Source organism: Paractinoplanes globisporus DSM 43857 (genome assembly GCF_000379645.1).
GTDB classification, from domain to species: Bacteria; Actinomycetota; Actinomycetes; order Mycobacteriales; family Micromonosporaceae; genus Actinoplanes; species Actinoplanes globisporus.
On sequence record NZ_KB903350.1, the window covers coordinates 91,650 to 111,101 of the forward strand.

Here is a 19,452-nt window from a genome sequence, read left to right on the forward strand (position 1 = left end):
AACGGCTGAGCTGGCTCGCCATGGCCCAGCCCGTGCCTGGTCACGCACGCTGCGGCCCGTCACGGTCGGCGAACGGCTGAGCTGGCTCGCCATGGTCCGGCCCGTGCCTGGTCACGCACGCTGCGGCCGCACCCACCGCAACCACGCAGCGGCCCGGGCGGTGGCACGCCCAGCCCAGCCACCCACACCCCGCGACCGGCCGCACCCACCCGCGACCACGCAGCGACCCGGGCCGTGGCGCGCCTAGGCCAGCCACCCACCAAGCCGACGGCGCGCACCCTCGCTGCGGGCACGGGCGAAGCGACGCGAGGACCGGGCCGCGTGGGGAGTGCCGTGCGGCCCGCGGGGGCGTGCGGACCGCACGGCTGCCCCGCGCTGGGGGCGCGGGGCGGCTTGCGCAGCCGGGTCGGCAAGGGACCCCGGCCGCTGGTGGTTACTCGCGGGCCGCCAGGAGGGTGATGGGGGCGTGGCGGGTGGCGGACCAGGAGGTGATCAGGCTGGTGGCGCTTGTGACCAAGAGGGCTACGGCGCAGATCGCCAGCGTCAGGGGCCAGGGGATGGAAAGAGTGCCGTGGCCGGTTACCGCGGCGGTGGAGGTCAGGGCCGCGAGCAGGGCGCCGGCGGCGGCCACGCCGCCCAGGAGGATGCCGGCGGCGGTTACGGCGGAGGACTCCAGGAGGGCGGAGCGGATTACCTGGCGGCGGGTCAGGCCGGTTATGCGGGCCTCGGCGAACTCGCGGCGGCGGGCGGCGGCGCCTATCACGATGGAGTTGATTACGCCGATCAGGGCGTAGAGGCCGCCCAGGCCCATGATTACCAGCATGATTTTGTCGTTGGTGGAGGCTCGGACCTTGGCGTCCGCCTTCAGCCACTCATCCGTCGTGGAGACGGTGCCGAGGTGCGCGAGCGCGGCTCGGGCGGCGGCCTGATCGGTGCCGGGGCGCAGGGTGACGAAGGACAGGGTGTCGGCCTTGGCCAGCAGGGCGGCGGGGACCAGGCCGGGCGGGAGCAGGGCGTTGTCGCCGCCGGACATGGCGGCGGGGACCGAGGCGACCACGGGCACCTCGCCCAGGTCGAGGCCGGGGAGCTGGATCTTTACCGTGCCGTGGGAGGGGACGTCGCCGCCGGGGCCGACCGCGGCGGTGCGGCCGTGCAGGGCGGTGAGCGGGCCGGTGGAGTGGGCCGCGGCGTAGGCGGCCGGGTCGACCACGACGGCCGTGCCGGTCTCGGTTTCGGCGTCCTCGCCGTGGCCGGTGGTGAAGGTGGCGGGCAGCGAGGTCTCGGTGGAGGCGGAGGCCACGCCGGGGACCGCGGCGATCGCGGGGCCGGCCGGGCCGGTGGTCTCGACGACCAGGTCGGCGTGGGTCTGGCTGCGCATCTGGTCGATGCCGGCCGCGGTGAACGACGCGCCGGCGCCGGCCGTGCCGACCACGAGCGCGATCAGGACGATCAGCGGGGCGGCGACGGACGCGCTGCGGCGGCGGGCGTCCCACAGGTTGGCGCGGGCCAGTACGCCGGCGACGCCCGAGCCGGTCGGCAGCAGGCGGCCGAGTAGCGGGACCACCAGCGGGCTCAGCGCGGCTGCCGCGATGGCGGCGGGGAGCGGCACGTTCATCGCCATGGCGGGACCGCCGGCGGCGCCGCCGTGCGGGGCCACGATGATCAGAGCCAGGGCGCCGCCGAAGAAGATCAGGCCGGACAGCCAGCGGGTCACGGTCATCACGCGGGCCGCGTCGCCGGTCTCGCGCAGGGCCTCGAGCGGACGCACCCGGGCGGCGCGCCGCGCGGCGACCATGGCGCCGGCCACGGCGAGCACGATGCCGGTGCCGAACGAGACAGCCAGGATCCAGTCTTGCCACTCGCCGGTGAAGTTTTCCGGCACGAACCGCATGCGGCGCAGCATCCACGTCTGTGCGGACATCACCACCAGGCCGAGGGGGACGCCGGCGGCCGCGCCGAGGGCGCCGAGCAGCAGCGCCTCGCCGAGCAGGAGGCGGCGGACCTGGCCGCGGCCGGCGCCGACGAGCCGCAGCAGCGCGAGGTCGCGGCGGCGCTGGGCGACCGTGAACGCGAACGTCGAGCTGATGATGAAGCCGGCCAGGAAGGTGGCGATGCCCAGCACGATGCCGAGCATCGAGACGACGGCGGCGGTGCTGTCGGTGAACTCCATCCGCTCGGCGGCGCTCAGGCCGGCCGGCGGGTCGAAGGTGGCCGCCGAGATCAGCAGCAGGAGCGAGGACTGCACCAGCGCGACGCCGAGCGTCACGGAGAGGAAGGCGCCCACGAACAGCGGCCAGCGCTCGGCCAGCCCGGCGCGACTCATGCCCATCATCGCGCGGCCTCCCACGTGGCGAGGCGGTCGGCGACCTCGTGCGCGTTGGCCCCGGCCAGGTGGTCGACCACGCGGCCGTCCCGCAGGAAGACGACGGAGTCGGCCCGGGCGGCGGCCACCGGATCGTGGCTGACCATGACGATGCTCTGGCCCGCGTCGGCCATGTGGCGCAGCAGGTCGAGCACGACGCGCGCGGCCGAGGAGTCGAGCGCGCCGGTGGGCTCGTCGGCGAAGAGCACGTCGGGCCGGGTGACCATGGCGCGGGCGATCGCGACCCGCTGCTGCTGGCCGCCGGAGAGCTCGCGAGGGCGGTGCCGGGCGCGGTCGGCCAGGCCGACGGCGGCGAGGGTCTCGCGGACCTCGCTGCCGCGCGGGCGGCGGCCGGCCAGGCGGAGCGGGAGCGCCACGTTCTGCGCGGCGGTCAGCGAACCGATCAGGTTGAAGCTCTGAAAGACAAAACCGATGCGGGTACGCCGCAGCGCGGTGAGCTCGCCGTCGCGAGCGCGGGTGAGGTCGGTGTCGCCGAGCAGCACCTGGCCGGAGTCGACCCGCTCGAGGCCGGCCGCGCAGTGCAGCAGCGTGGACTTGCCGGAGCCGGAGGGACCCATCACGGCCGTCCAGCCGCCGCGCGGGAACGCGACGGTCACGTCGTCGACGGCGCGGACCGCGGCGCCGCCGCGGCCGTAGACCCGGCTCACCCCGCTGAGCGTGACGGCCGCGTCTGCCCTGGTCATGGTCGTTGTCGTCATGGGTTAAACGCTATTGAGCGCATCGGTGGAAGTCGCTACAGCGGGCCACCGTCTTCGGGGTAGTGCCAGCCCTACCCCGGCCCGCCTTGGTCCGAGACGTGACACCTGTCTGACTCCTCGCGCAGAGCACGTCACATTGCGTTGCCGAGGGTGCCCGGTGATACTTGGGGTCCCGCTATGAGGTGACTCCATGACGGACGATCTCTCCGGCCGGACAGCGTTTGCCGACGCCCTGGCCAGGCTCCGGACGAGCCGAGGACTGAACAAGAAGGCGCTGGCGCAGATGATGGGCTTCGACCCGTCCTACGTCAGCCACGTGGAGAGGGGCCGGCACCGGCCGACCCTGGAATTCGCCGCCCGCGCCGATGCCGTTCTGCACACGAACGGTGAACTCGCGGCGGCCTTCGAGGAATTCGTCGCCGATACCCAGTCGCCGGACAGCCCGACGCCGCGCACCACGCGCACGCCGGTGCACATCCCGCAGGGCCTGGTGGTACGCCGCGAGGAGGCGGCGCTCGACCTCGGCGACGACGGCTACTACCACATCCGCATCCTGCGGGACGTGCACAACGCGGGCGACCAGCCGGTCACCCGGTTCCCGGTGCGCATCGAGGCCGACGCGCACCCGGCCGACCCGCTGCGGTCCCGCACGTTCTACCGGGACAACCCGATCACGCTGGAGGAGCTCGACTTCCGGGCCACCTTCGACGGCGAGCCGGCCCGGTGGGAGCTCGTGAAGGACTGCGACGCCTACAAGAAGATCTACGTCTACTTCGAGCCGGCCGGGGTGCCGTCCCCGATCTATCCGGGACACTCCGCGACGATCGTCTGCGCCTACCGCGTGCACGCCACGAAGTGGGGCAACTGGTTCGAGCGGGAGATCCGCTGGCCCACCGAGGAGCTCTCGGTGCACCTGCGCTTCCCCGTACGGCTCGGGGTGAGCCTGACCGGGCGGGAGGTGACCTGGAGCGGCGACCGCAAGCTGCCCTCCGAGGTCACGTCCAGCACCCACGACGGCAGCACGCACTACACGTGGACCACGACCGTGCCGCCGCTGACCAACCAGTACCACTTCGACTGGCAGCTGGCGGCGTAAGAGCTCGCCGACACGGCCCACCCGCTGCCCGGCGGGTGGGCCACTAGCCTGCGCGCCCCAGGGCCGGGCCCAGCTTGGTGGCGACGTCGGTCAGGATCTGGACGTAATCGGCGTGGTCGAAGCTGAACGGGAGCGCGAAGGCCACCTCGTCCACCTCCCGGAACGCGGCGTGCGCGTGCAGCCGCTCGGCGATCTCGTCCGAGCTGCCCACGTAGTCGATCGAGAACAGCATGCGAGCCGGCCCCTGGGGCGCCGCCGTCCGCGGGGTGCGCTTCTCGACGTACGCCTCATATTTGGCTTTTTGTTCGTTGGTTGCCGAGTCAGTCGGTATGACCACCAGACCTTGGGATACGCGGGCCTCGGCGCCGGCCGGGTGGTGCGCGCGAAAGGTCTGAATGTGTGACAGCTGGATCTCCGCGAAGTCCGCCGCCTCCTCCGCCTTGACCACGCTGCTGGTCAGGAAGTTCATGCCGTGCTCGCCCGCCCATTGCGCGGAGCGGAGACTGGCGCCGCCGTACCACATCCGGTCGCCCAGGCCGGGCGAGAACGGCTCGACGCGGTTGGAGAACACCTCGAAGCCCTCGTCGCCGCTGAAGTCGGTGGCTTGCTCACCGCGTACGAAATCAAGAAGTCTTTGAACTCGGCGATAGGTGAAGTCCTCGGCGTCCGCCGTGTTGGGGTAGAGCGCGGCCTTCACCTTGTCGTAGTGCATCGGGGGGCCGATGCTCACGCCGGGATTGAGCCGGCCGCCGGAGAGGATGTCGACGGTGGCCAGGTCCTCGGCCAGGCGCAGCGGGTTCTCCCAGCCCAGCGGGATCACCGCGGTGCCCAGCTCGATCCTCGAGGTGCGCTGTGAGGCGGCGGCCAGCACGGCCATCGGGGAGGAGATGCCGTACTGGAGATGCCGGTGGCGCACCCAGGCGCTGTCGAAGCCCAGCTCCTCGCCCAGTTTGATGATCTCCAGGGTCGACTCGTGGCCGGGGCGCGGGTCGCCGCCGTCGAACAGGCCGATGGTGAGGAAGCCCAGCTTGCGCAGGGGTCGCGACATGGGGACGCCCTTCAGTTGATCGGCGACGCGGCGACCCACGTCCCGTCCGGGGTCAGGTAACGCTCGACGAACAGGCCGGCCTCGCGCAACGCCGTCTCGAACTGCGCGACCGTCAGCGGGCGGGAGCGGAACGTCTGAGTCCAGTGGGCGTCCGGGAAGTCGTACTCGACATGCACCTCGCGGACGCCGTCACCGACCTCCTCGGACGCGGTGACCCGGCTGTAGCCGTCGGCGATCGGGTTCTGGCGGGGGATCTTGGTGTGCCAGCCCGCGCCCTCGCGCTGGATGATCACCGTGCCGTCGGGTTCGACGTGTTCGCGGCAGACCCGCAGCATCCGCCGGCGGACCTCGACGTCGGGGGCGTGCACCAGGAACGAGCTGAGGAAGACGATGTCGAAGACCTTCTTGAGCGTCAGGTCCTCGATCGGGCTGAGGACCTTCCGCGCGCCGTCGACGGCGGCGAGCATGGCCGCGCTCTCGTCGACGGCGGTCACCTCGTACCCGAGCCGGGTCAGTGGCCCGGTCACCCGGCCGGTGCCGCACCCGAGCTCGAGCAGGGTGGCCGGCGGCGGGACCGCCGCCGCGATGATCTGCGGCTCGTCCCGTACGGGGAGCCGACGGTAGAGGTCGACGGCACAGCCGTCGGGGGTGAACTCGCCCGGACCGGTGCCCGTGTAGCCGGGCCGCTGTCGCTGCTGCACAAGATCTAGCGTGGCACGGATAGTACGGTTCGCGGGTGACGATCTTAGGCAGCGCTCTGGTGACGGGCGCCTCACGCGGCCTCGGCGCGCAGCTGGCCCGGCGACTCGCGGCCGACGGGTGGGCGGTCGCGGTGAACTTTCACTCGGACGAGTCCGGCGCGGCGCGGGTCGTTTCCGAGATCAAGGAGCTCGGCGGGCGGGCGCAGGCCTTTCGCGCCGACGTCACCGACGAGGGTGACGTGTCGCGGCTGGCCTCCGACGTCGCCGCCCGGCTGGGAACCATCCAGGTCGTGGTCGCGAACGCCACCGGGCCGCAGCCGCCGACCCCGGCCGACGAGGTCACCTGGCAGCAGCACCTCGACCAGCTGGTCTTCTTCGTGAAGAGCCCGACTCTGCTCCTGCAGGCCGCGCTGCCCGGCATGAAGACGCTCGGGACCGGCCGCTTCATCCACATCGGATCCGACATGTTCGAGCGGGCGCTGCCGGGCTGGTCGGCCTACAACGCCGCCAAGGGCGCGCAGATCGGCCTGGCCCGCACCTGGGCGCGTGAGCTGGGCCCGTTCGGCGTGACGACGAACGTCGTGGCGCCCGGCTGGATCCCGGTCGAGCGGCACGGCGAGATCACCGAGGCCAACAGCGGCGCCTACCGCGCCGAAATTCCCTTGCACAGGATGGGTACGCCCGCCGAGATCGCCGACGTTGTGGCCTTTGTCGCGTCCGACGCCTCTCGGTTCGTCAACGGCGAGCGGATTACCGTGAACGGCGGGCACACCATCGACTGAACGGGGTCCTGCAATGAGGCAGGCTTACGTGCACGGCGCGCTGCTCTCGAACGTGTCCGACGAGCGGGCCCCCGGCGGCGCGATCACCATGGCGCTCTGCGGGCGCGGGGAGCACGAGCCGCCCTGCCCGCTCGCCCCGCACCACACCGCCGTCACCCGCGAGGACGACTCCGTACGGCTGCGCATCCTCTTCGCGACCGAGCCCGACAAGGTCGACGAGGTGCGCGAACGCATCGACCACGCGCTGGCCGGCGGCGACTGGAGCCTGATCGAGTCGGGCTGCGCGAGGGTCGAGCCGGGCGATCGCGACCACGCCCGGCGCCTGCTGAAAACCCGCTAGCCTCGACGGCATGTCCTCCGCTACCTACACCCCCGGACAGGTCGTCGAGAAGACCGGTTTCAGCCTCGACACGCTGCGCTACTACGAGAAGATCGGGCTGCTCGAGAGCGTCGGGCGCACCTCGGGCGGCCGCCGGCAGTACCGCGACGACGACGTGGGCTGGCTCGAGATGCTGCGCTGCCTGCGCGACACCGGCATGCCGATCGCCCGGATGCTGGAGTTCGCCGAGCTCACCCGCGACGACGCGACGATCGCCGACCGGATTGCGCTGCTCGAGGAGCACGACCGGGACGTCGAGGAGCGGATCCAGACGCTGTTGCGGCAGCGCGAGCACGTCCGCAACAAGATCGCGTACTACCGGAGCGAGCTCCAGCGGTAGATCTGCCCGTCGCGGAGCTCGTAGCTGTCCGGTTCGGTCAATTCTTCTAGATGGGCGAAGACCTTGTTGCGGCCCCGGATCGTCCGGCCGCCCGAGGTCCAATGCAGGTAGGGATGCAGGAGCTGGACGAGCGCCGCCCGGTCGTCCCGGGCGGCGGCGTCCAGCACCTCGGCGATGATGGGATCCATCAGGCCCCGCGCAGCGTCGCCCCGAACTTCGACGCGACGGCAGCGACCGCCGCGTCCCGGGCGGCGAGGGCCTCCTCCGAGGTCAGCGTCCGGTCCGGCGCGCGGAAGGTCAGCTTGTACGCGAGCGACCGCTTGCCCGCCCCCAGCTGGTCCGACTCGTACACGTCGAAGAGCGCGACCGACTCGAGCAGCTCCCCCGCTCCCTCGGCCAGCGCCGCCTCGACCCGCGCGGCCGGCACGGCCCGGTCGAGCACCAGCGCCACGTCGATCAGCGCGGGCGGGAACGACGAGATCCGTACGCCCTGCACGACCGGCGCGGCCGGGATCGCGGTGAGGTCGAGCTCGGTCGCCACGGTCCGCTTCGGCAGCTCCAGCGCCGAGATCACGGCCGGGTGCAGCTCGCCCGCGTGCCCGATCACGACGCCGTCCACGGAGATCGCGGCGCACCGGCCCGGGTGCCACGGCGCGAGCTCCGCGGCCGCCACCGAGACCCGGTCGGCGGTCATCCCGGCCGCCTCCAGCGCGATGCGTGCCGCCTCGACCGCGTCCGACCAGGTCGCGGTCCGGCCCGGACCCCACCAGCCGGACGGCTCGATCTCGCCGGTCAGGACGGCGGCGAGGTGCCACGGCTGCGCCGGGAGGAACGCGTTGGCGGCCGCCCAGTCCGCGTCGCTGGGCCGCCGGTCGACGCCCATCGCCGGCGGCGGCGTGGTGGACCCGCCCGGCAGGAAGACCGAGCCGATCTCGTACAGCGCCAGGTCGCGCTGCCCGCGGCCGAGGTTGCGCTTGAGCGTGCCGAGCAGCGGCGCCAGCAGCGACGTGCGCAGCAGCGGCTCCTCCTCCGACAACGGGTTGGTCAGCCGCACGGCGCTGCGCCGCGGGTCGTCCTCGGGGTAGCCGAGCGCGTCGAACAGCCCCGGCGCCACGAACGGGTAGGACAGCACCTCGACGTACCCGTTCTCGGCCAGGGCCCGGCCGATTGTGCGCCGGCGGCGTTGCGCGGGGGTGACGCCGCTGCCACCGCGCGCGGGCGGCAGCAGGCTGGGGATGTCGTTGTACCCGCCGAGGCGGGCCACCTCCTCCACCAGGTCGATCGGGGCCAGCAGGTCGGGACGCCAGGTCGGCGGGGTGACCTCGAGCGGCTCGACCCCGGCGACCGTGCAGCCGATCCTCGTGAGCAGCTCGACGACCCGGTCGGCCGGGTAGGGCAGGCCGATCCGCTGCGCCGGCAGAGCCGGGTCGAGCAGGATCACCTCGGGCTCGCGCACGTGGTCGAGGTCGAGCACCCGCTCGTCGACGGTGCCGCCGGCGTGGGTCGTCAGGATCTGGACCGCCCGCTCCAGTGCGGCCAGCGTCAGGCTCGGGTCGACGCCGCGCTCCCACCGCTTGGCGGCCTCGCTGAACAGCTTGTGCCGGCGCGCGGTGCGCCCGACCATGACCGGGTCCCAGTGCGCGGCCTCGAGCAGCACGTCGACCGTGTCGGGCTGCCACTCGCTGGTCTCGCCGCCCATGACCGCGGCGAGCGAGATCGGGCCGGTGTCGTCGCAGATCACCATGTCCTCGGCGTCGAGCACGCGGGCCACGCCGTCCAGGGTGGTCAGCTTCTCGCCCGGCCGGGCCCGGCGCACCACGAGCGGGCCGCTGAGCCGGTTGAGGTCGAAGACGTGCATCGGCTGGCCGAGCTCGAGCATCAGGTAGTTGGTGATGTCGACCGGCAGCGAGATCGTGCGGATGCCCGCGGCGACCAGGCGGCGCTGCATCCATGCGGGCGAGGAGGCGTGCGGGTCGATGCCGCGCACGACCCGGGCCGAGAAGCGGTCGCAGCCGACGGTGTCCTCGACGGTCACGCCGTGCGGGGGCTCGGCCGTGCCGCCCGGGGCGGGAACGAGAGCCGGGTCGGTGAAGGCGGCCTCGAACGCGTACGAGAGCTCGCGGGCCAGGCCGCGCAGGCTCATCTCGTAGCCCCGATCGGGGGTGATCTCGACCTCGACCAGGATGTCGTCGAGCCCGACGGCCGGACGGGCGTCGGCGCCCGGAACGGCCGAGCCCGCGGGCAGCACGATGATGCCCGAGTGGTCGGTGCCGAGGCCGAGCTCGGCGGCCGAGCAGATCATCCCGTTGGAGTTGTGGCCGTACGTCTTCCGCGCGCCGATCTTGAAGCCGCCCGGCAGTTCGCCGCCGGGCAGGATCACCGCGACCAGGTCGCCCACGGCGAAGTTTCGGGCGCCGCAGACGATCTCCTGCGGGACGGCCTTGCCGACGTCCACGGTGCAGAAGCGGATGGGCTTCTTGAAGCCGGTCAGCTCCTCGATGGTCAGCACCTTGCCGACCACGAGATCGCCCTTGACCGTGGCGGCCTGGTCGACGATCGACTCGACCTCCATGCCCAGGTTGGTGAGCGCGTCGTCCAGCTGCTCGACGGTGAGGTCGGCGGGCAGCTCGACGTAGTCCCGCAGCCACGAAAGTGACGTCTTCATCGCGGCTCAGACCTCCATGCCGAAGTTCGCGGTGAACCGCACGTCGCCCTCGACGAGATCGTGCATGTCGCCGACGCCGTTGCGGAACATCAGGGTGCGGTCGACGCCCATGCCGAAGGCGAAGCCCGAGTACCGGTCGGGGTCGATGCCGCAGGCGACCAACACCCGCGGGTTGACCATGCCGCAGCCGCCCCACTCGACCCAGCGCGGCCCGTCCCGGTGCTGCGCGAACCAGACGTCGAACTCGGCGCTCGGCTCGGTGAACGGGAAGTAGTGCGGCCGCCAGCGGGTGCGCGCGTCGGGGCCGAACATCGCCCTCGCGAAGTGGTCGAGCGTGCCGCGCAGGTGGGCCATCGTGATGCCCTCGTCGACGACCAGCCCCTCGATCTGGTGGAAGACCGGGCTGTGCGTGGCGTCCAGCTCGTCGGAGCGGTAGACCCGGCCCGGGCAGACCACGTAGATCGGCGGCTGCCGGGTGAGCATCGAGCGCACCTGGCCGGGCGAGGTGTGCGTGCGCATCACGAGGCCGGGCAGGTCGACGTAGAAGGTGTCCATCGCGCCGCGCACGGGGTTGTCGGGCCCGATGTTGAGCGCGTCGAAGTTGGCCCACTCGAGCTCGAGCTCCGGGCCCTCGACCACGTCGTAGCCCATGCCGGCGAACAGGTCGCCCATGTGCTCCATGAGCGTGGTGATCGGGTGCCGGGCGCCGCGCGGCCGCCGATCCCACGGGAGGGTGACGTCGACCCGCTCCTCGACCAGCACCTTGGCGGCCCGCTCGACCTCGAGCGCGGCGTGCCGCTCGTCGAACGCGGCCTGGATCTCCTGCCTGACGAGATTCACCCGCTTACCGGCGTCGGCCTTGGCGGCCGGCGGCAGCGAGCCGATCTCCCGGCGGGCGAGCGAGACCGGCGAGCGGTCGCCCAGGTGGGCCGGCTTCAGCGCGCCGAGGGCGTCCAGGTCGGACGCGGCGGCGAAGTCCTCGCCGGCCCTTTCCACGGCCGACGAGAGAGCGTCGGGCGAAAGCAGGGCGGCCTGCTTGGGATCGTATGGATCATTGCGGTACGACATGGTCTCCCTCACACGGGCAGCACAGGCCGAATTTGGGCCTTCGGCAGTCTACGGAGAGGCGGCTGAGCCGCAGCCCGCCGGTCAGGGAGTCAAACGCGCAGAGTCAGATCCGGCGCCCGCGACCAGCGGGCCGGCTAAACAGCATCATCGGTTCCGACACGCTTGTCATGGTACCCGTTGATCGCGACGACCATGCCCCCGCCCCGCGCGGCCGGCTCGTCCATCGCCATCAGCGCGTTTCCGGCCTCCGCCAGCGGGATCACGGAGCCCACCAGGCGTCCCGGGTCGAGCCGGCCGTCGGCGACCATCGCCAGCATCGGCGGATAGTCGACCGCCGCCATCCCGTGCGAGCCGACGATCTCCAGCTCCCGCGAGACGACCAGGTCCCACGGCAGCGGCGCGCGGGCGTCGTCACCGAGCATCAGGCCGATCTGTACGTGCCGGCCGCCCCGGCGGAGACTGCACACCGCGGCCATCGCCGTGGCCGCGGAGCCGTAGGCGTCGACCGCGACGTCCACATCGACCGGCCGTTCGGCGACCGCGCCGAGCTCGACGGCCGCGGCCAGGGCGGCCGGCGACGGGTCGACGGCCACCACGCGGGCGCCGAGGGCGACCGCGATCATCACGACCGAGAGCCCGACGCCGCCGCAGCCGAAGACGGCCACCGTTCCCAGCGGCCCCCGCAGTGCCCGGAACGCGGTCGCGAACCGGCAGCCCAGGGCGGCCGCCGCGACGAAGTCGAGCTCGTCCGGCAGGTGCACCAGGTTGGTCGCGGCCGCCCGCACCACCACGCGCTCGGCGAACGACCCGTGATGGGTGAAACCGGGCTGCGTCTGCCGCGGGCAGACCTGCGCGTTGCCGGACCGGCAGTAGTCGCACGCCCCGCACCCGTTGACGAACGGCGCGGTTACCCGGTCACCGGCCGCGAAGCCGTCGGCGTCACTGGCGAGCACCACCCCGGCGAACTCGTGGCCGGGCACGTGCGGCAGCGCGACCGGGTCGTGCCCGCGCCACGCGTGCCAGTCCGATCGGCACACCCCGGTGGCGCGCACCTCGATCACGGCGCCGCCCGGCGGGCACTCCGGCTCGTCGAGATCCCGCAGCGCGACCGGCCCGCCGACCGAGTCGTAGACCAGAGCCTTCATCGGTACACCGGGGCCTTCATCGGTGCGCCCGGGCCGAGGCGTAGAGGCAGACGGCGGCGGCCGCGGCGAGGTTCAGGCTCTCCGCCCCGCCGTAGATCGGCACCCGCACCCGCCGGTCGGCCGCGTCCAGCAGCTCCCGCGGCAGCCCGTGCGCCTCCGATCCGAAGATCCACGCGGTCGGCGCCGCCAGCACGCCCTCGTCCAGCAGCGTGTCGAGGTCGTCGGCGCCGTAGCCACTGGTCGCGAGCACGAGCAGGCCGGCATCTTGAAGATCGCCGACCAGATCCAGCCCGGTGCGGACCACGTCGACGTGGAAGATCGATCCGGCGGAGGCGCGCACGCATTTCCCGTTGTACGGGTCCACCGCCTCGCCCGCGAAGATCACCGCACCGGCACCGGCGGCGTCCGCGGTCCGCAGCACCGTCCCCGCGTTCCCGGGGTCCCTGATCTCGGCCGCGACCGCCACCAGGCGTGGCCTCTTCGCCAGGGCCGCACCGAGCGTCACGTCGATCTGCTCGCAGACCGCGACCAGCCCCTGCGGATGCACCGTCTCGGTGAGCGCGGCGAGCGCCTCCTCGTCGACCGGCGACACCTGCGGCGCGAGCAGCGCGAGATCACCGTGCCGGGTCAGCGCGTCGCCGGTGCCGAACAGCTCCAGCACCACCCCCGCCGCGAGGGCCTCCCGGACGGCCTGCGGCCCCTCGGCCAGGAACCGGCCACTCTGATCGCGATCCCTGCGCCTCTGCAGGCGCCGGGCCGCGACAACCCGGGGCGTACGCGTCGTAAAAGTCATGACCTCTCGCAAAAGATCAGGCGCCCCCCGGATCCGGGAGGCGCCTGTCGGGTGACGCGTAGATCAGGCGGCCTGGGCGGCGGCGCCGCCGGTGCCCTCGGCCGCGACGGCGGCCCGCGCGACCTCGACGATCGCCGCGAACGCCGCGGCGTCGTTGACGGCCAGGTCGGCCAGGATCTTGCGGTCCACCTCGACCTCGGCCAGCTTGAGGCCCTGGATGAGGCGGTTGTAGGTCATGCCGTTGGCGCGAGCGCCCGCGTTGATGCGCGTGATCCACAGCTGGCGGAAGTCGCCCTTGCGGTCACGGCGGTCGCGGTACGCGTACTGCATCGAGTGCAGCACCTGCTCCTTGGCCTTGCGGTACAGCCGCGAGCGCTGCCCGCGGTAGCCGCTCGCGGTCTCGAGCAGGGTACGGCGCTTCTTCTGGGCGTTGACAGAACGCTTGACGCGTGCCATTTCGGTACTCCTAACAGGGGAACGTGTGTGGCGCGCGCGTCAGCGGCCCAGCAGCTTCTTGACTCGCTTGGTGTCGGCCTTGGCCACGGTGACCGTGCCGGTCATCCGGCGAGTGACCTTGGAGGACTTGCCCTCGAGCAGGTGGCGCTTGCCGGCCTGCTCGATAAGCAGCTTGCCCTTGCCGGTGACCTTGACCCGCTTGCCGGTACCGGTGTGGGGCTTGAACTTAGGCACGTAAAGCCTCTTTCTGATCTTTCCGCGCGACCGGCGGGACGGGCGGAAAAGCTGATTACTCTGCGGTGGTGTCTGGAGCGGCCGGCGTCGCGCCGGCACCATCGCCCTCGCGCGGCTCCCGGGCGGGCTTGCCCGCGACGGCAGCGGCCTTGGTCGCCCGATGCGGGGCGAGCACCATGATCATGTTTCGGCCGTCCTGCTTCGGACTGGCCTCGACGAAGCCCAGCTCCGAGATCTCCTCGCTGAGCCGGCGCAGGAGCCGGAAACCCAGCTCGGGGCGGCTCTGCTCACGACCGCGGAACATGATCGTCACCTTGACCTTGTCGCCCGCCTTGAGGAACCGGACGACGTGACCCTTCTTGGTCTCGTAGTCGTGCGGGTCGATCTTCGGACGGAGCTTCATTTCCTTGATGACGGTCTGCTGCTGGTTGCGCCGCGCCTCGCGGGCCTTCAGTGCGCTCTCGTACTTGAACTTCCCGAAGTCCATGAGCTTGCACACCGGCGGCCGCGCCATCGGAGCAACCTCGACCAGATCCAGATCTACGTCCGCGGCCAGCTGCAGGGCGCGCTCGAGCGGCACGATGCCGACCTGCTCACCCTCGGGACCGACCAGACGGACCTCACGTGCCCGGATCTGTTCGTTAATACGTGGTTCGACGCTGATGGGGCCTCCTCAGAACGTTTTGATCACGCCCCCGCGGTCCCCTACCGCGCGGGCGCTGCCAATGTCGGTCGGCCTCGTGCGCTCCCTGGTGCGGAACGCCGAGAAAGCAGAAGGCCCCGGCGCATGCCAGGGCCCGCTCGACCGGTCATCGGCGTCCTTGAGGACGCTCCCCGATCCTCGGTTATTCCCCAACCGAGGATCAGGTGACCGGACCCGGTCGCCTCAGGGGCGTCGGGTGGGAACCAGCGGGCTCCTCTTTCGCGCCCATCTCACAAGAAACGGGCGTGGTCGACTGCGGCAAGTCTATCAGGCGTTCACGGCGGCCGAATGCAGGGCCCGCAAAGAGCGCACCCCGTCGACCGCGTAGTCCTTGTCGGCCGCCTGCAGGGCGTGGATCGACACCTGCTCGTCGTTGGTCAGCTCGAGCTGCGCCCACGGCGAGTTGCGGTCGAATCGCACCGCCCGCACCACCGACCAGGGCAGGTCGTAGCCGCCCACCACGTTCCGGATCTTGACGTGCTCGGCGTCGGCGATCACCCGCGGCCGGCAGAACGCGAGGATGCCCAGGGCGATCAGGATGCCCAGTCCGATCATCGCGGTCTGGTCGCCCCGCTCGAACTGGCCCGAGTTGTCGAAGCCCTTCGAGCCGTGCAGGCCGAAGCTGATCGCGGTGAACAGCACCACGATCAGGCCGGCCGTGATCCCGGCGACCCAGCGAATCTTGTGCGGCCGATATGTCACCGTCTCCACGACCTTCACGCTACAGCCGGCAGTTCGCAATGTCCGTGACCAGGATGGCCCGGGCACCCAATTCGTACAGCTCGTCCATGATCCGGTGCACATCGCCCCGCTGGACCATGGCCTGCACGGCGACCCACCCCTCCCGGTGCAGCGGCGAGACCGTCGGCGATTCGATCCCCGGCGTCAGCGCGGTCGCATTTTCCAACAAATCCGCCCGTACGTCGTAAGCGAGCATCACGTAGGTGCGAGCGACGAGCACGCCCTGCAGCCGGCGGATCAGCTGGGCGGTGCCCGCGGGGGCGTGACCCGGACGGCCGATCAGGATCGCCGACGAGCGCAGCAGCGGCTCGCCGATCGTGACCAGGCCGGCCTGGCGCAGCGTGGCGCCGGTCTCCACCACGTCGGCGATGAGGTCGGCGACGCCGAGGCGGACCGCGTTCTCCACCGCGCCGTCGAGCCGCACCACGTCGGCCTTCAGGTCACGCTCGGCGAGATAGCGCTCCACCACGCCGGGGTACGCGGTGGCGATCCGCCGCCCGCCGATCCCGTCGGCCGAGGTCAGCGTCCCGGCCGGGGCGGCCCAGCGGAACGTGGCCCCGCCGAACGCGAGATCGACCAGTTCCTCCGCGGTGACGCCGGAGTCGACGAGCAGGTCGCGGCCGGTGATGCCGAGGTCGAGGTCGCCGCTTCCCACGTACGTGGCGATGTCACGCGGCCGCAGGTAGAAGAACTCGACGTTGTTCGGCTCGTCCCGGCAGATCAGGTCCTTGGGGTCGGTGCGCTGGCGGTACCCGGCATCGCGCAGCATCTGCGAGGCCGGCTGGGAGAGGGTGCCCTTGTTCGGAATGGCGATACGCAGCATGGACGTGCTCCTTCAGCTGTTGAGAAAGGACTGATGAAAGGCACGTCACAGATGTCGGTACACGTCCTCGAGGTCGAGACCGGTCGCGATCATCAGGACCTGGGCCTGGTAGAGCAGCTGGGAAATCTCCTCGGCGGCCCGTTCGGGGCCCTCGTGCTCGGCGGCCATCCAGGACTCGGCCGCCTCCTCGACGACCTTCTTCCCGATGAAGTGGACTCCGCGCTCCAGGGCCGCGACGGTGGACGAACCCTCCGGGCGCGTCTCCGCCTTCTCCCGCAGCTCGGCGAACAGCTCTTCGAACGTCTTCACGGCCGCCATTGTGACAACTCATCACGGGATCGATACGAACGACCCCAGCAGGTGAGACGTGCCCTAGGCTGCCGGTCATGGTCAGCCGAAACACCCTCACGACCGCGGGCGGCGCGGTCCTGATGCTCGCCGCCCTCGCGGCCTGCGCTCCCGCCGACGACGGCACTGCCGCCTCCCCCACCGCCTCGGCGTCCTCGGACTCCTGCCCCAAGGGTGCGCTGCAGACGAAGGCCGCCGGCAAGCTCACGATCGGCACCGACAACCCGGCCTACGAGCCGTGGTTCAGCGACAACAAGCCGAGCAACGGCAAGGGCTTCGAGTCCGCGGTGGCGTACCAGGTGGCCGAGCGTCTGGGCTATTCGGCCGCGAACGTGACGTGGGTCTCTGTGACGTTCAACAACGCGATCGCGCCCGGCCCGAAATCGTTCGACTTCGACATCAACGAGTTCTCGATCACCGACGACCGGAAGAAGGCCGTCGATTTCTCCTCGCCGTACTACCTGGTCCGGCAGACCGTGATCACGACCAAGGGCTCGAAGATCGCGAGCGCCAAGTCGATCGCCGATCTCCAGTCGGCCAAGCTCGGCGCCCAGGTCGGCACCACGAGCTACCAGGCCATCACCGACGTGATCAAGCCCAGCGCCAAGCCGTCGGTCTTCAACAACAACGACGACGCCAAGGCCGCGCTGGTCAACGGCACGGTCGACGGCATCGTGGTCGACCTGCCGACCGCGTTCTACATGACCGGGGCCGAGCTCAAGGACGGCGTGATCGTCGGCCAGCTGCCGCAGGTCGGGGTGCCCGAGCAGTTCGGCGTCGTCCTCGACAAGGACTCGCCGCTGACCGGCTGCGTGAGCGGCGCGGTCGACGAACTGCGTCAGGACGGCACTCTCGCCGTACTGGAGAAGACCTGGCTGGCCCAGACCGGCGGAGCCCCCGAGCTCCAGTGAGCGCGGAAATCCACCGGCCGAGCGACCTGCAGCTGGGACGGATCGCCTACCGGCGTGGGCAGGCGATCCGTTCCGTGCTGCTCGCGGCCCTGTCCACGGCGGTGCTCGGCACCCTGCTCGGCGTGCTGATCACCGGCGCGCCGGGCTGGGCGCGCGTCAAGCAGTCGTTCTTCGACTGGCCGATCGCCCGCGAGTACCTGCCCGAGATCCTCGAGGGGCTCTGGCTCAACATCCGGCTGTTCGTGGTCTGCGCCGTCTGCGCGCTCGCGCTCGGCCTGGTCGCGGCGGTGCTGCGCACGCTGCGCGGGCCGGTCTTCTTCCCGGTGCGGGCGCTCGCGACGGTCTACACGTACACGTTCCGCGGCCTTCCGCTGATCATCACGATCTACCTGTTCGCGTTCGGCGTCCCCGGCCTGCGGCTGCAGGGAACGCCGAACGTGGTTGTGCTCGGCGGCGCGGCCATCACGATCACCTACGGGTCGTACATCGCCGAGGTGCTGCGGGCCGGCATCGAGTCCGTGCATCCGAGCCAGACCGCGGCCGCCCGCTCGCTCGGGCTCAGCTACCGCCAGTCGATGCGCCACGTGGTGCTCCCACAGGCGGTGCGCCGGGCCGCCCCCGCCCTGCTCAACGACGTCGTGTCGATGCAGAAGGACGTGGGGCTGATCTCGCTGGCCGGTCCGATCGACGCGATCCGGGCCGCTCAGATCGCGTCGGCCGAGACGGCGAACTTCACCCCGTACGTCGTCGCGGGTGTGCTCTTTGTGCTTTTCGCCCTGCCGCTGATCGGGGTCACCGACGTCGTCACGCTGCGCGCCGCCCGACGCCAGAACGCGGGGAACTGATGCTGCTGACCTGCGCGGACGTCCGGAAGACGTTCGGTTCGGCCGTGGTGCTCGACGGGCTGGACCTATCGGTCGACGAGCACGAGGTGGTGGCCCTGATCGGCGCCTCGGGCTCGGGCAAGTCGACCCTGCTGCGCTGCATCAACCTCCTCACCGAGGTCGACGACGGCACGATCACGCTGGACGGCGAGGACATCACCAACCCAAAGATCAATCCCGATGTCGTACGGCGGAAGATCGGTCTAGTTTTTCAGTCGTACAACCTGTTCCCGCACATGACCGTGCTCGACAACATCACCCTCGCCCCCGTCAAGGTGCACGGAAAGCCACCCGCCGCGGCCCGCGAGCTGGCGATGGAGTGGCTGAACCGCGTCGGGCTGGCGGACAAATCGGGCAGTTACCCCGATGGTCTCTCCGGCGGCCAGCAGCAGCGAGTGGCGATCGTGCGCGCGCTCGTCAACTCCCCGAGGCTGCTGCTGCTGGACGAGGTGACCTCCGCCCTGGACCCGGAGCTGGTCGGCGAGGTGCTGACAATGATCCGCGACCTCAAGGGCGACGGCATGACCATGATCCTCGCCACCCACGAGATGGGCTTCGCCCGCCAGGTCGCCGACCGGGTGGCGTTCCTCGACAACGGCCGTGTGCTCGAGCAGGGCCCACCGGCGCAGGTGCTCGGCGATCCGGTAGAGGCCCGCACCCGCCAGTTCCTGGCCCGCATCATCGAGGCCGGCCGCCTCTGAGCCGCGGTCGCGCCGGCTTGCCATGGCCCGGCGCCCGCCTCGTCCCGGTGAGCGCCCTCCCTCACCGCCACCTCTGCGTCGCACCGGCTTGTCCGGCCCGGCACCTGCCCCGTCGCGGTCGGCTTGCCACGGCCCGGCACCTGCCCCGTCGCGGTCGGCTTGCCACGGCCCGGCACCTGCCCGGTCCCGGTCGGCTTGCCATGGCCCGGCACCTGCCGGGTCCCGGTGAGCGCCGCCCCTCACCGCCACTCTTGGCTGCGCTCGGCTTGCCATGGCCCGGCACCTGCCCGGTCCCGGTGAGCGCCGCCTGTCGCGCCTGGTTGCTTCGGTCAGCAATTTCCAAAGGGAGCGGGAATTGCCTGGATCGTATTATTGGCGGCCGGGGAATTGGCATGATCGAATACTTACCACCGCATTCTCGGGGCTGAAATAATTTAGGGGTGGGACAGCTGAGCTTCTTCACCCGGACCCAACTTGCCGTAATGCGCGATCGCACCCGGTCACGCCGCTATTCTCCCGCGGCCGAGCAATTTCGCCGCGAGCACGCCCGGCA

At 71.3% G+C, this 19,452-nt stretch carries 22 protein-coding genes; 7 read left to right on the top strand and 15 right to left on the bottom strand.

Annotation, left to right across the window (positions count from 1 at the left end; all coding sequences use genetic code 11):
* Positions 1-433: 433 nt before the first annotated feature.
* Both A3CQ_RS0144845 and A3CQ_RS0144850 read right to left on the bottom strand, forming a co-directional pair.
* Positions 434-2,323, bottom strand: a complete 1,890-nt coding sequence (locus A3CQ_RS0144845) for an FtsX-like permease family protein (protein ID WP_245577652.1) — start codon at positions 2,321-2,323, stop codon at positions 434-436.
* Positions 2,324-2,328: 5 nt separating this feature from the next.
* Positions 2,329-3,066: an ABC transporter ATP-binding protein gene (locus A3CQ_RS0144850; protein ID WP_020517513.1), complete on the bottom strand. Its 738-nt coding sequence runs from the start codon at positions 3,064-3,066 to the stop codon at positions 2,329-2,331.
* A 205-nt stretch (positions 3,067-3,271) separates the two neighbouring features.
* Here A3CQ_RS0144850 and A3CQ_RS56290 point away from each other — a divergent pair, with 205 nt between their 5' ends.
* Entirely contained in the window at positions 3,272-4,177 is a 906-nt protein-coding gene (locus tag A3CQ_RS56290; protein ID WP_020517514.1) for a helix-turn-helix domain-containing protein, read from the top strand.
* 43 nt (positions 4,178-4,220) lie between these two features.
* Here the strand turns inward: A3CQ_RS56290 and A3CQ_RS0144860 are convergent, their stop codons facing one another.
* Positions 4,221-5,225, bottom strand: a complete 1,005-nt coding sequence (locus tag A3CQ_RS0144860) for an LLM class flavin-dependent oxidoreductase (RefSeq protein WP_020517515.1) — start codon at positions 5,223-5,225, stop codon at positions 4,221-4,223.
* 11 nt (positions 5,226-5,236) lie between these two features.
* On the bottom strand, positions 5,237-5,926 hold the full coding sequence (locus tag A3CQ_RS0144865) for a class I SAM-dependent methyltransferase (protein ID WP_020517516.1): 690 nt from the start codon (positions 5,924-5,926) through the stop codon (positions 5,237-5,239).
* A 35-nt stretch (positions 5,927-5,961) separates the two neighbouring features.
* Here A3CQ_RS0144865 and A3CQ_RS0144870 point away from each other — a divergent pair, with 35 nt between their 5' ends.
* The 3 genes from A3CQ_RS0144870 to A3CQ_RS0144880 are packed head-to-tail and all read left to right on the top strand — an operon-like array spanning position 5,962 to position 7,427.
* On the top strand, positions 5,962-6,708 hold the full coding sequence (locus A3CQ_RS0144870; RefSeq protein WP_040434123.1) for an SDR family oxidoreductase: 747 nt from the start codon (positions 5,962-5,964) through the stop codon (positions 6,706-6,708).
* 13 nt (positions 6,709-6,721) lie between these two features.
* On the top strand, positions 6,722-7,048 hold the full coding sequence (locus A3CQ_RS0144875; protein WP_020517518.1) for a hypothetical protein: 327 nt from the start codon (positions 6,722-6,724) through the stop codon (positions 7,046-7,048).
* A 10-nt stretch (positions 7,049-7,058) separates the two neighbouring features.
* The gene (locus tag A3CQ_RS0144880; protein ID WP_020517519.1) at positions 7,059-7,427 is read left to right on the top strand and encodes a MerR family transcriptional regulator; all 369 of its coding nucleotides are present in this window, start codon (positions 7,059-7,061) and stop codon (positions 7,425-7,427) included.
* Here the strand turns inward: A3CQ_RS0144880 and A3CQ_RS0144885 are convergent.
* The 11 genes from A3CQ_RS0144885 to A3CQ_RS0144935 form a co-directional block, all read right to left on the bottom strand.
* Positions 7,403-7,615, bottom strand: coding sequence for a hypothetical protein (locus A3CQ_RS0144885; protein WP_020517520.1), 213 nt, complete (start codon positions 7,613-7,615; stop codon positions 7,403-7,405). The two genes, A3CQ_RS0144880 and A3CQ_RS0144885, sit on opposite strands and share 25 nt — an antisense overlap.
* Positions 7,615-10,092 carry a phenylalanine--tRNA ligase subunit beta gene (gene pheT / locus A3CQ_RS0144890; protein WP_020517521.1) on the bottom strand — a complete coding sequence of 826 codons (2,478 nt, stop codon included), beginning with the start codon at positions 10,090-10,092 and terminating at the stop codon, positions 7,615-7,617. Before pheT ends, A3CQ_RS0144885 begins: the two co-directional genes overlap by 1 nt.
* 6 nt (positions 10,093-10,098) lie before the next feature.
* Positions 10,099-11,160, bottom strand: coding sequence for a phenylalanine--tRNA ligase subunit alpha (gene pheS / locus A3CQ_RS0144895; RefSeq protein ID WP_020517522.1), 1,062 nt, complete (start codon positions 11,158-11,160; stop codon positions 10,099-10,101).
* 134 nt (positions 11,161-11,294) lie between these two features.
* Positions 11,295-12,305, bottom strand: a complete 1,011-nt coding sequence (locus tag A3CQ_RS0144900; protein ID WP_020517523.1) for an alcohol dehydrogenase catalytic domain-containing protein — start codon at positions 12,303-12,305, stop codon at positions 11,295-11,297.
* A gap of 16 nt (positions 12,306-12,321) precedes the next feature.
* Entirely contained in the window at positions 12,322-13,098 is a 777-nt protein-coding gene (locus tag A3CQ_RS0144905; RefSeq protein WP_026206898.1) for a TrmH family RNA methyltransferase, read from the bottom strand.
* Between the two features lie 63 nt (positions 13,099-13,161).
* A complete protein-coding gene (gene rplT / locus A3CQ_RS0144910; RefSeq protein ID WP_020517525.1) occupies positions 13,162-13,554 on the bottom strand; it encodes a 50S ribosomal protein L20 in 393 nt (130 codons plus the stop codon).
* Between the two features lie 39 nt (positions 13,555-13,593).
* Positions 13,594-13,788: a 50S ribosomal protein L35 gene (rpmI, locus tag A3CQ_RS0144915; protein ID WP_020517526.1), complete on the bottom strand. Its 195-nt coding sequence runs from the start codon at positions 13,786-13,788 to the stop codon at positions 13,594-13,596.
* A gap of 55 nt (positions 13,789-13,843) precedes the next feature.
* On the bottom strand, positions 13,844-14,434 hold the full coding sequence (gene infC / locus A3CQ_RS0144920) for a translation initiation factor IF-3 (RefSeq protein WP_026206899.1): 591 nt from the start codon (positions 14,432-14,434) through the stop codon (positions 13,844-13,846).
* A gap of 324 nt (positions 14,435-14,758) precedes the next feature.
* Positions 14,759-15,211, bottom strand: a complete 453-nt coding sequence (locus tag A3CQ_RS0144925) for a PH domain-containing protein (RefSeq protein WP_020517528.1) — start codon at positions 15,209-15,211, stop codon at positions 14,759-14,761.
* A gap of 1 nt (position 15,212) precedes the next feature.
* A complete protein-coding gene (hisG, locus tag A3CQ_RS0144930) occupies positions 15,213-16,055 on the bottom strand; it encodes an ATP phosphoribosyltransferase (protein WP_020517529.1) in 843 nt (280 codons plus the stop codon).
* A 45-nt stretch (positions 16,056-16,100) separates the two neighbouring features.
* Positions 16,101-16,364 (bottom strand): phosphoribosyl-ATP diphosphatase, encoded by a 264-nt coding sequence (locus tag A3CQ_RS0144935; protein WP_026206900.1) that lies wholly within the window; start codon positions 16,362-16,364, stop codon positions 16,101-16,103.
* Positions 16,365-16,441: 77 nt separating this feature from the next.
* Here A3CQ_RS0144935 and A3CQ_RS0144940 point away from each other — a divergent pair, with 77 nt between their 5' ends.
* Genes A3CQ_RS0144940 through A3CQ_RS0144950 form a run of 3 tightly spaced genes read left to right on the top strand, consistent with a single transcriptional unit; the run spans position 16,442 to position 18,899 of the window.
* Complete coding sequence (locus A3CQ_RS0144940) at positions 16,442-17,314, top strand: ABC transporter substrate-binding protein (protein ID WP_020517531.1); 873 nt, start codon at positions 16,442-16,444, stop codon at positions 17,312-17,314.
* Entirely contained in the window at positions 17,311-18,159 is an 849-nt protein-coding gene (locus A3CQ_RS0144945) for an amino acid ABC transporter permease (protein WP_020517532.1), read from the top strand. The genes A3CQ_RS0144940 and A3CQ_RS0144945 overlap by 4 nt, the downstream gene beginning before the upstream one ends.
* On the top strand, positions 18,159-18,899 hold the full coding sequence (locus tag A3CQ_RS0144950; protein ID WP_020517533.1) for an amino acid ABC transporter ATP-binding protein: 741 nt from the start codon (positions 18,159-18,161) through the stop codon (positions 18,897-18,899). The genes A3CQ_RS0144945 and A3CQ_RS0144950 overlap by 1 nt, the downstream gene beginning before the upstream one ends.
* Positions 18,900-19,452: the final 553 nt, after the last annotated feature.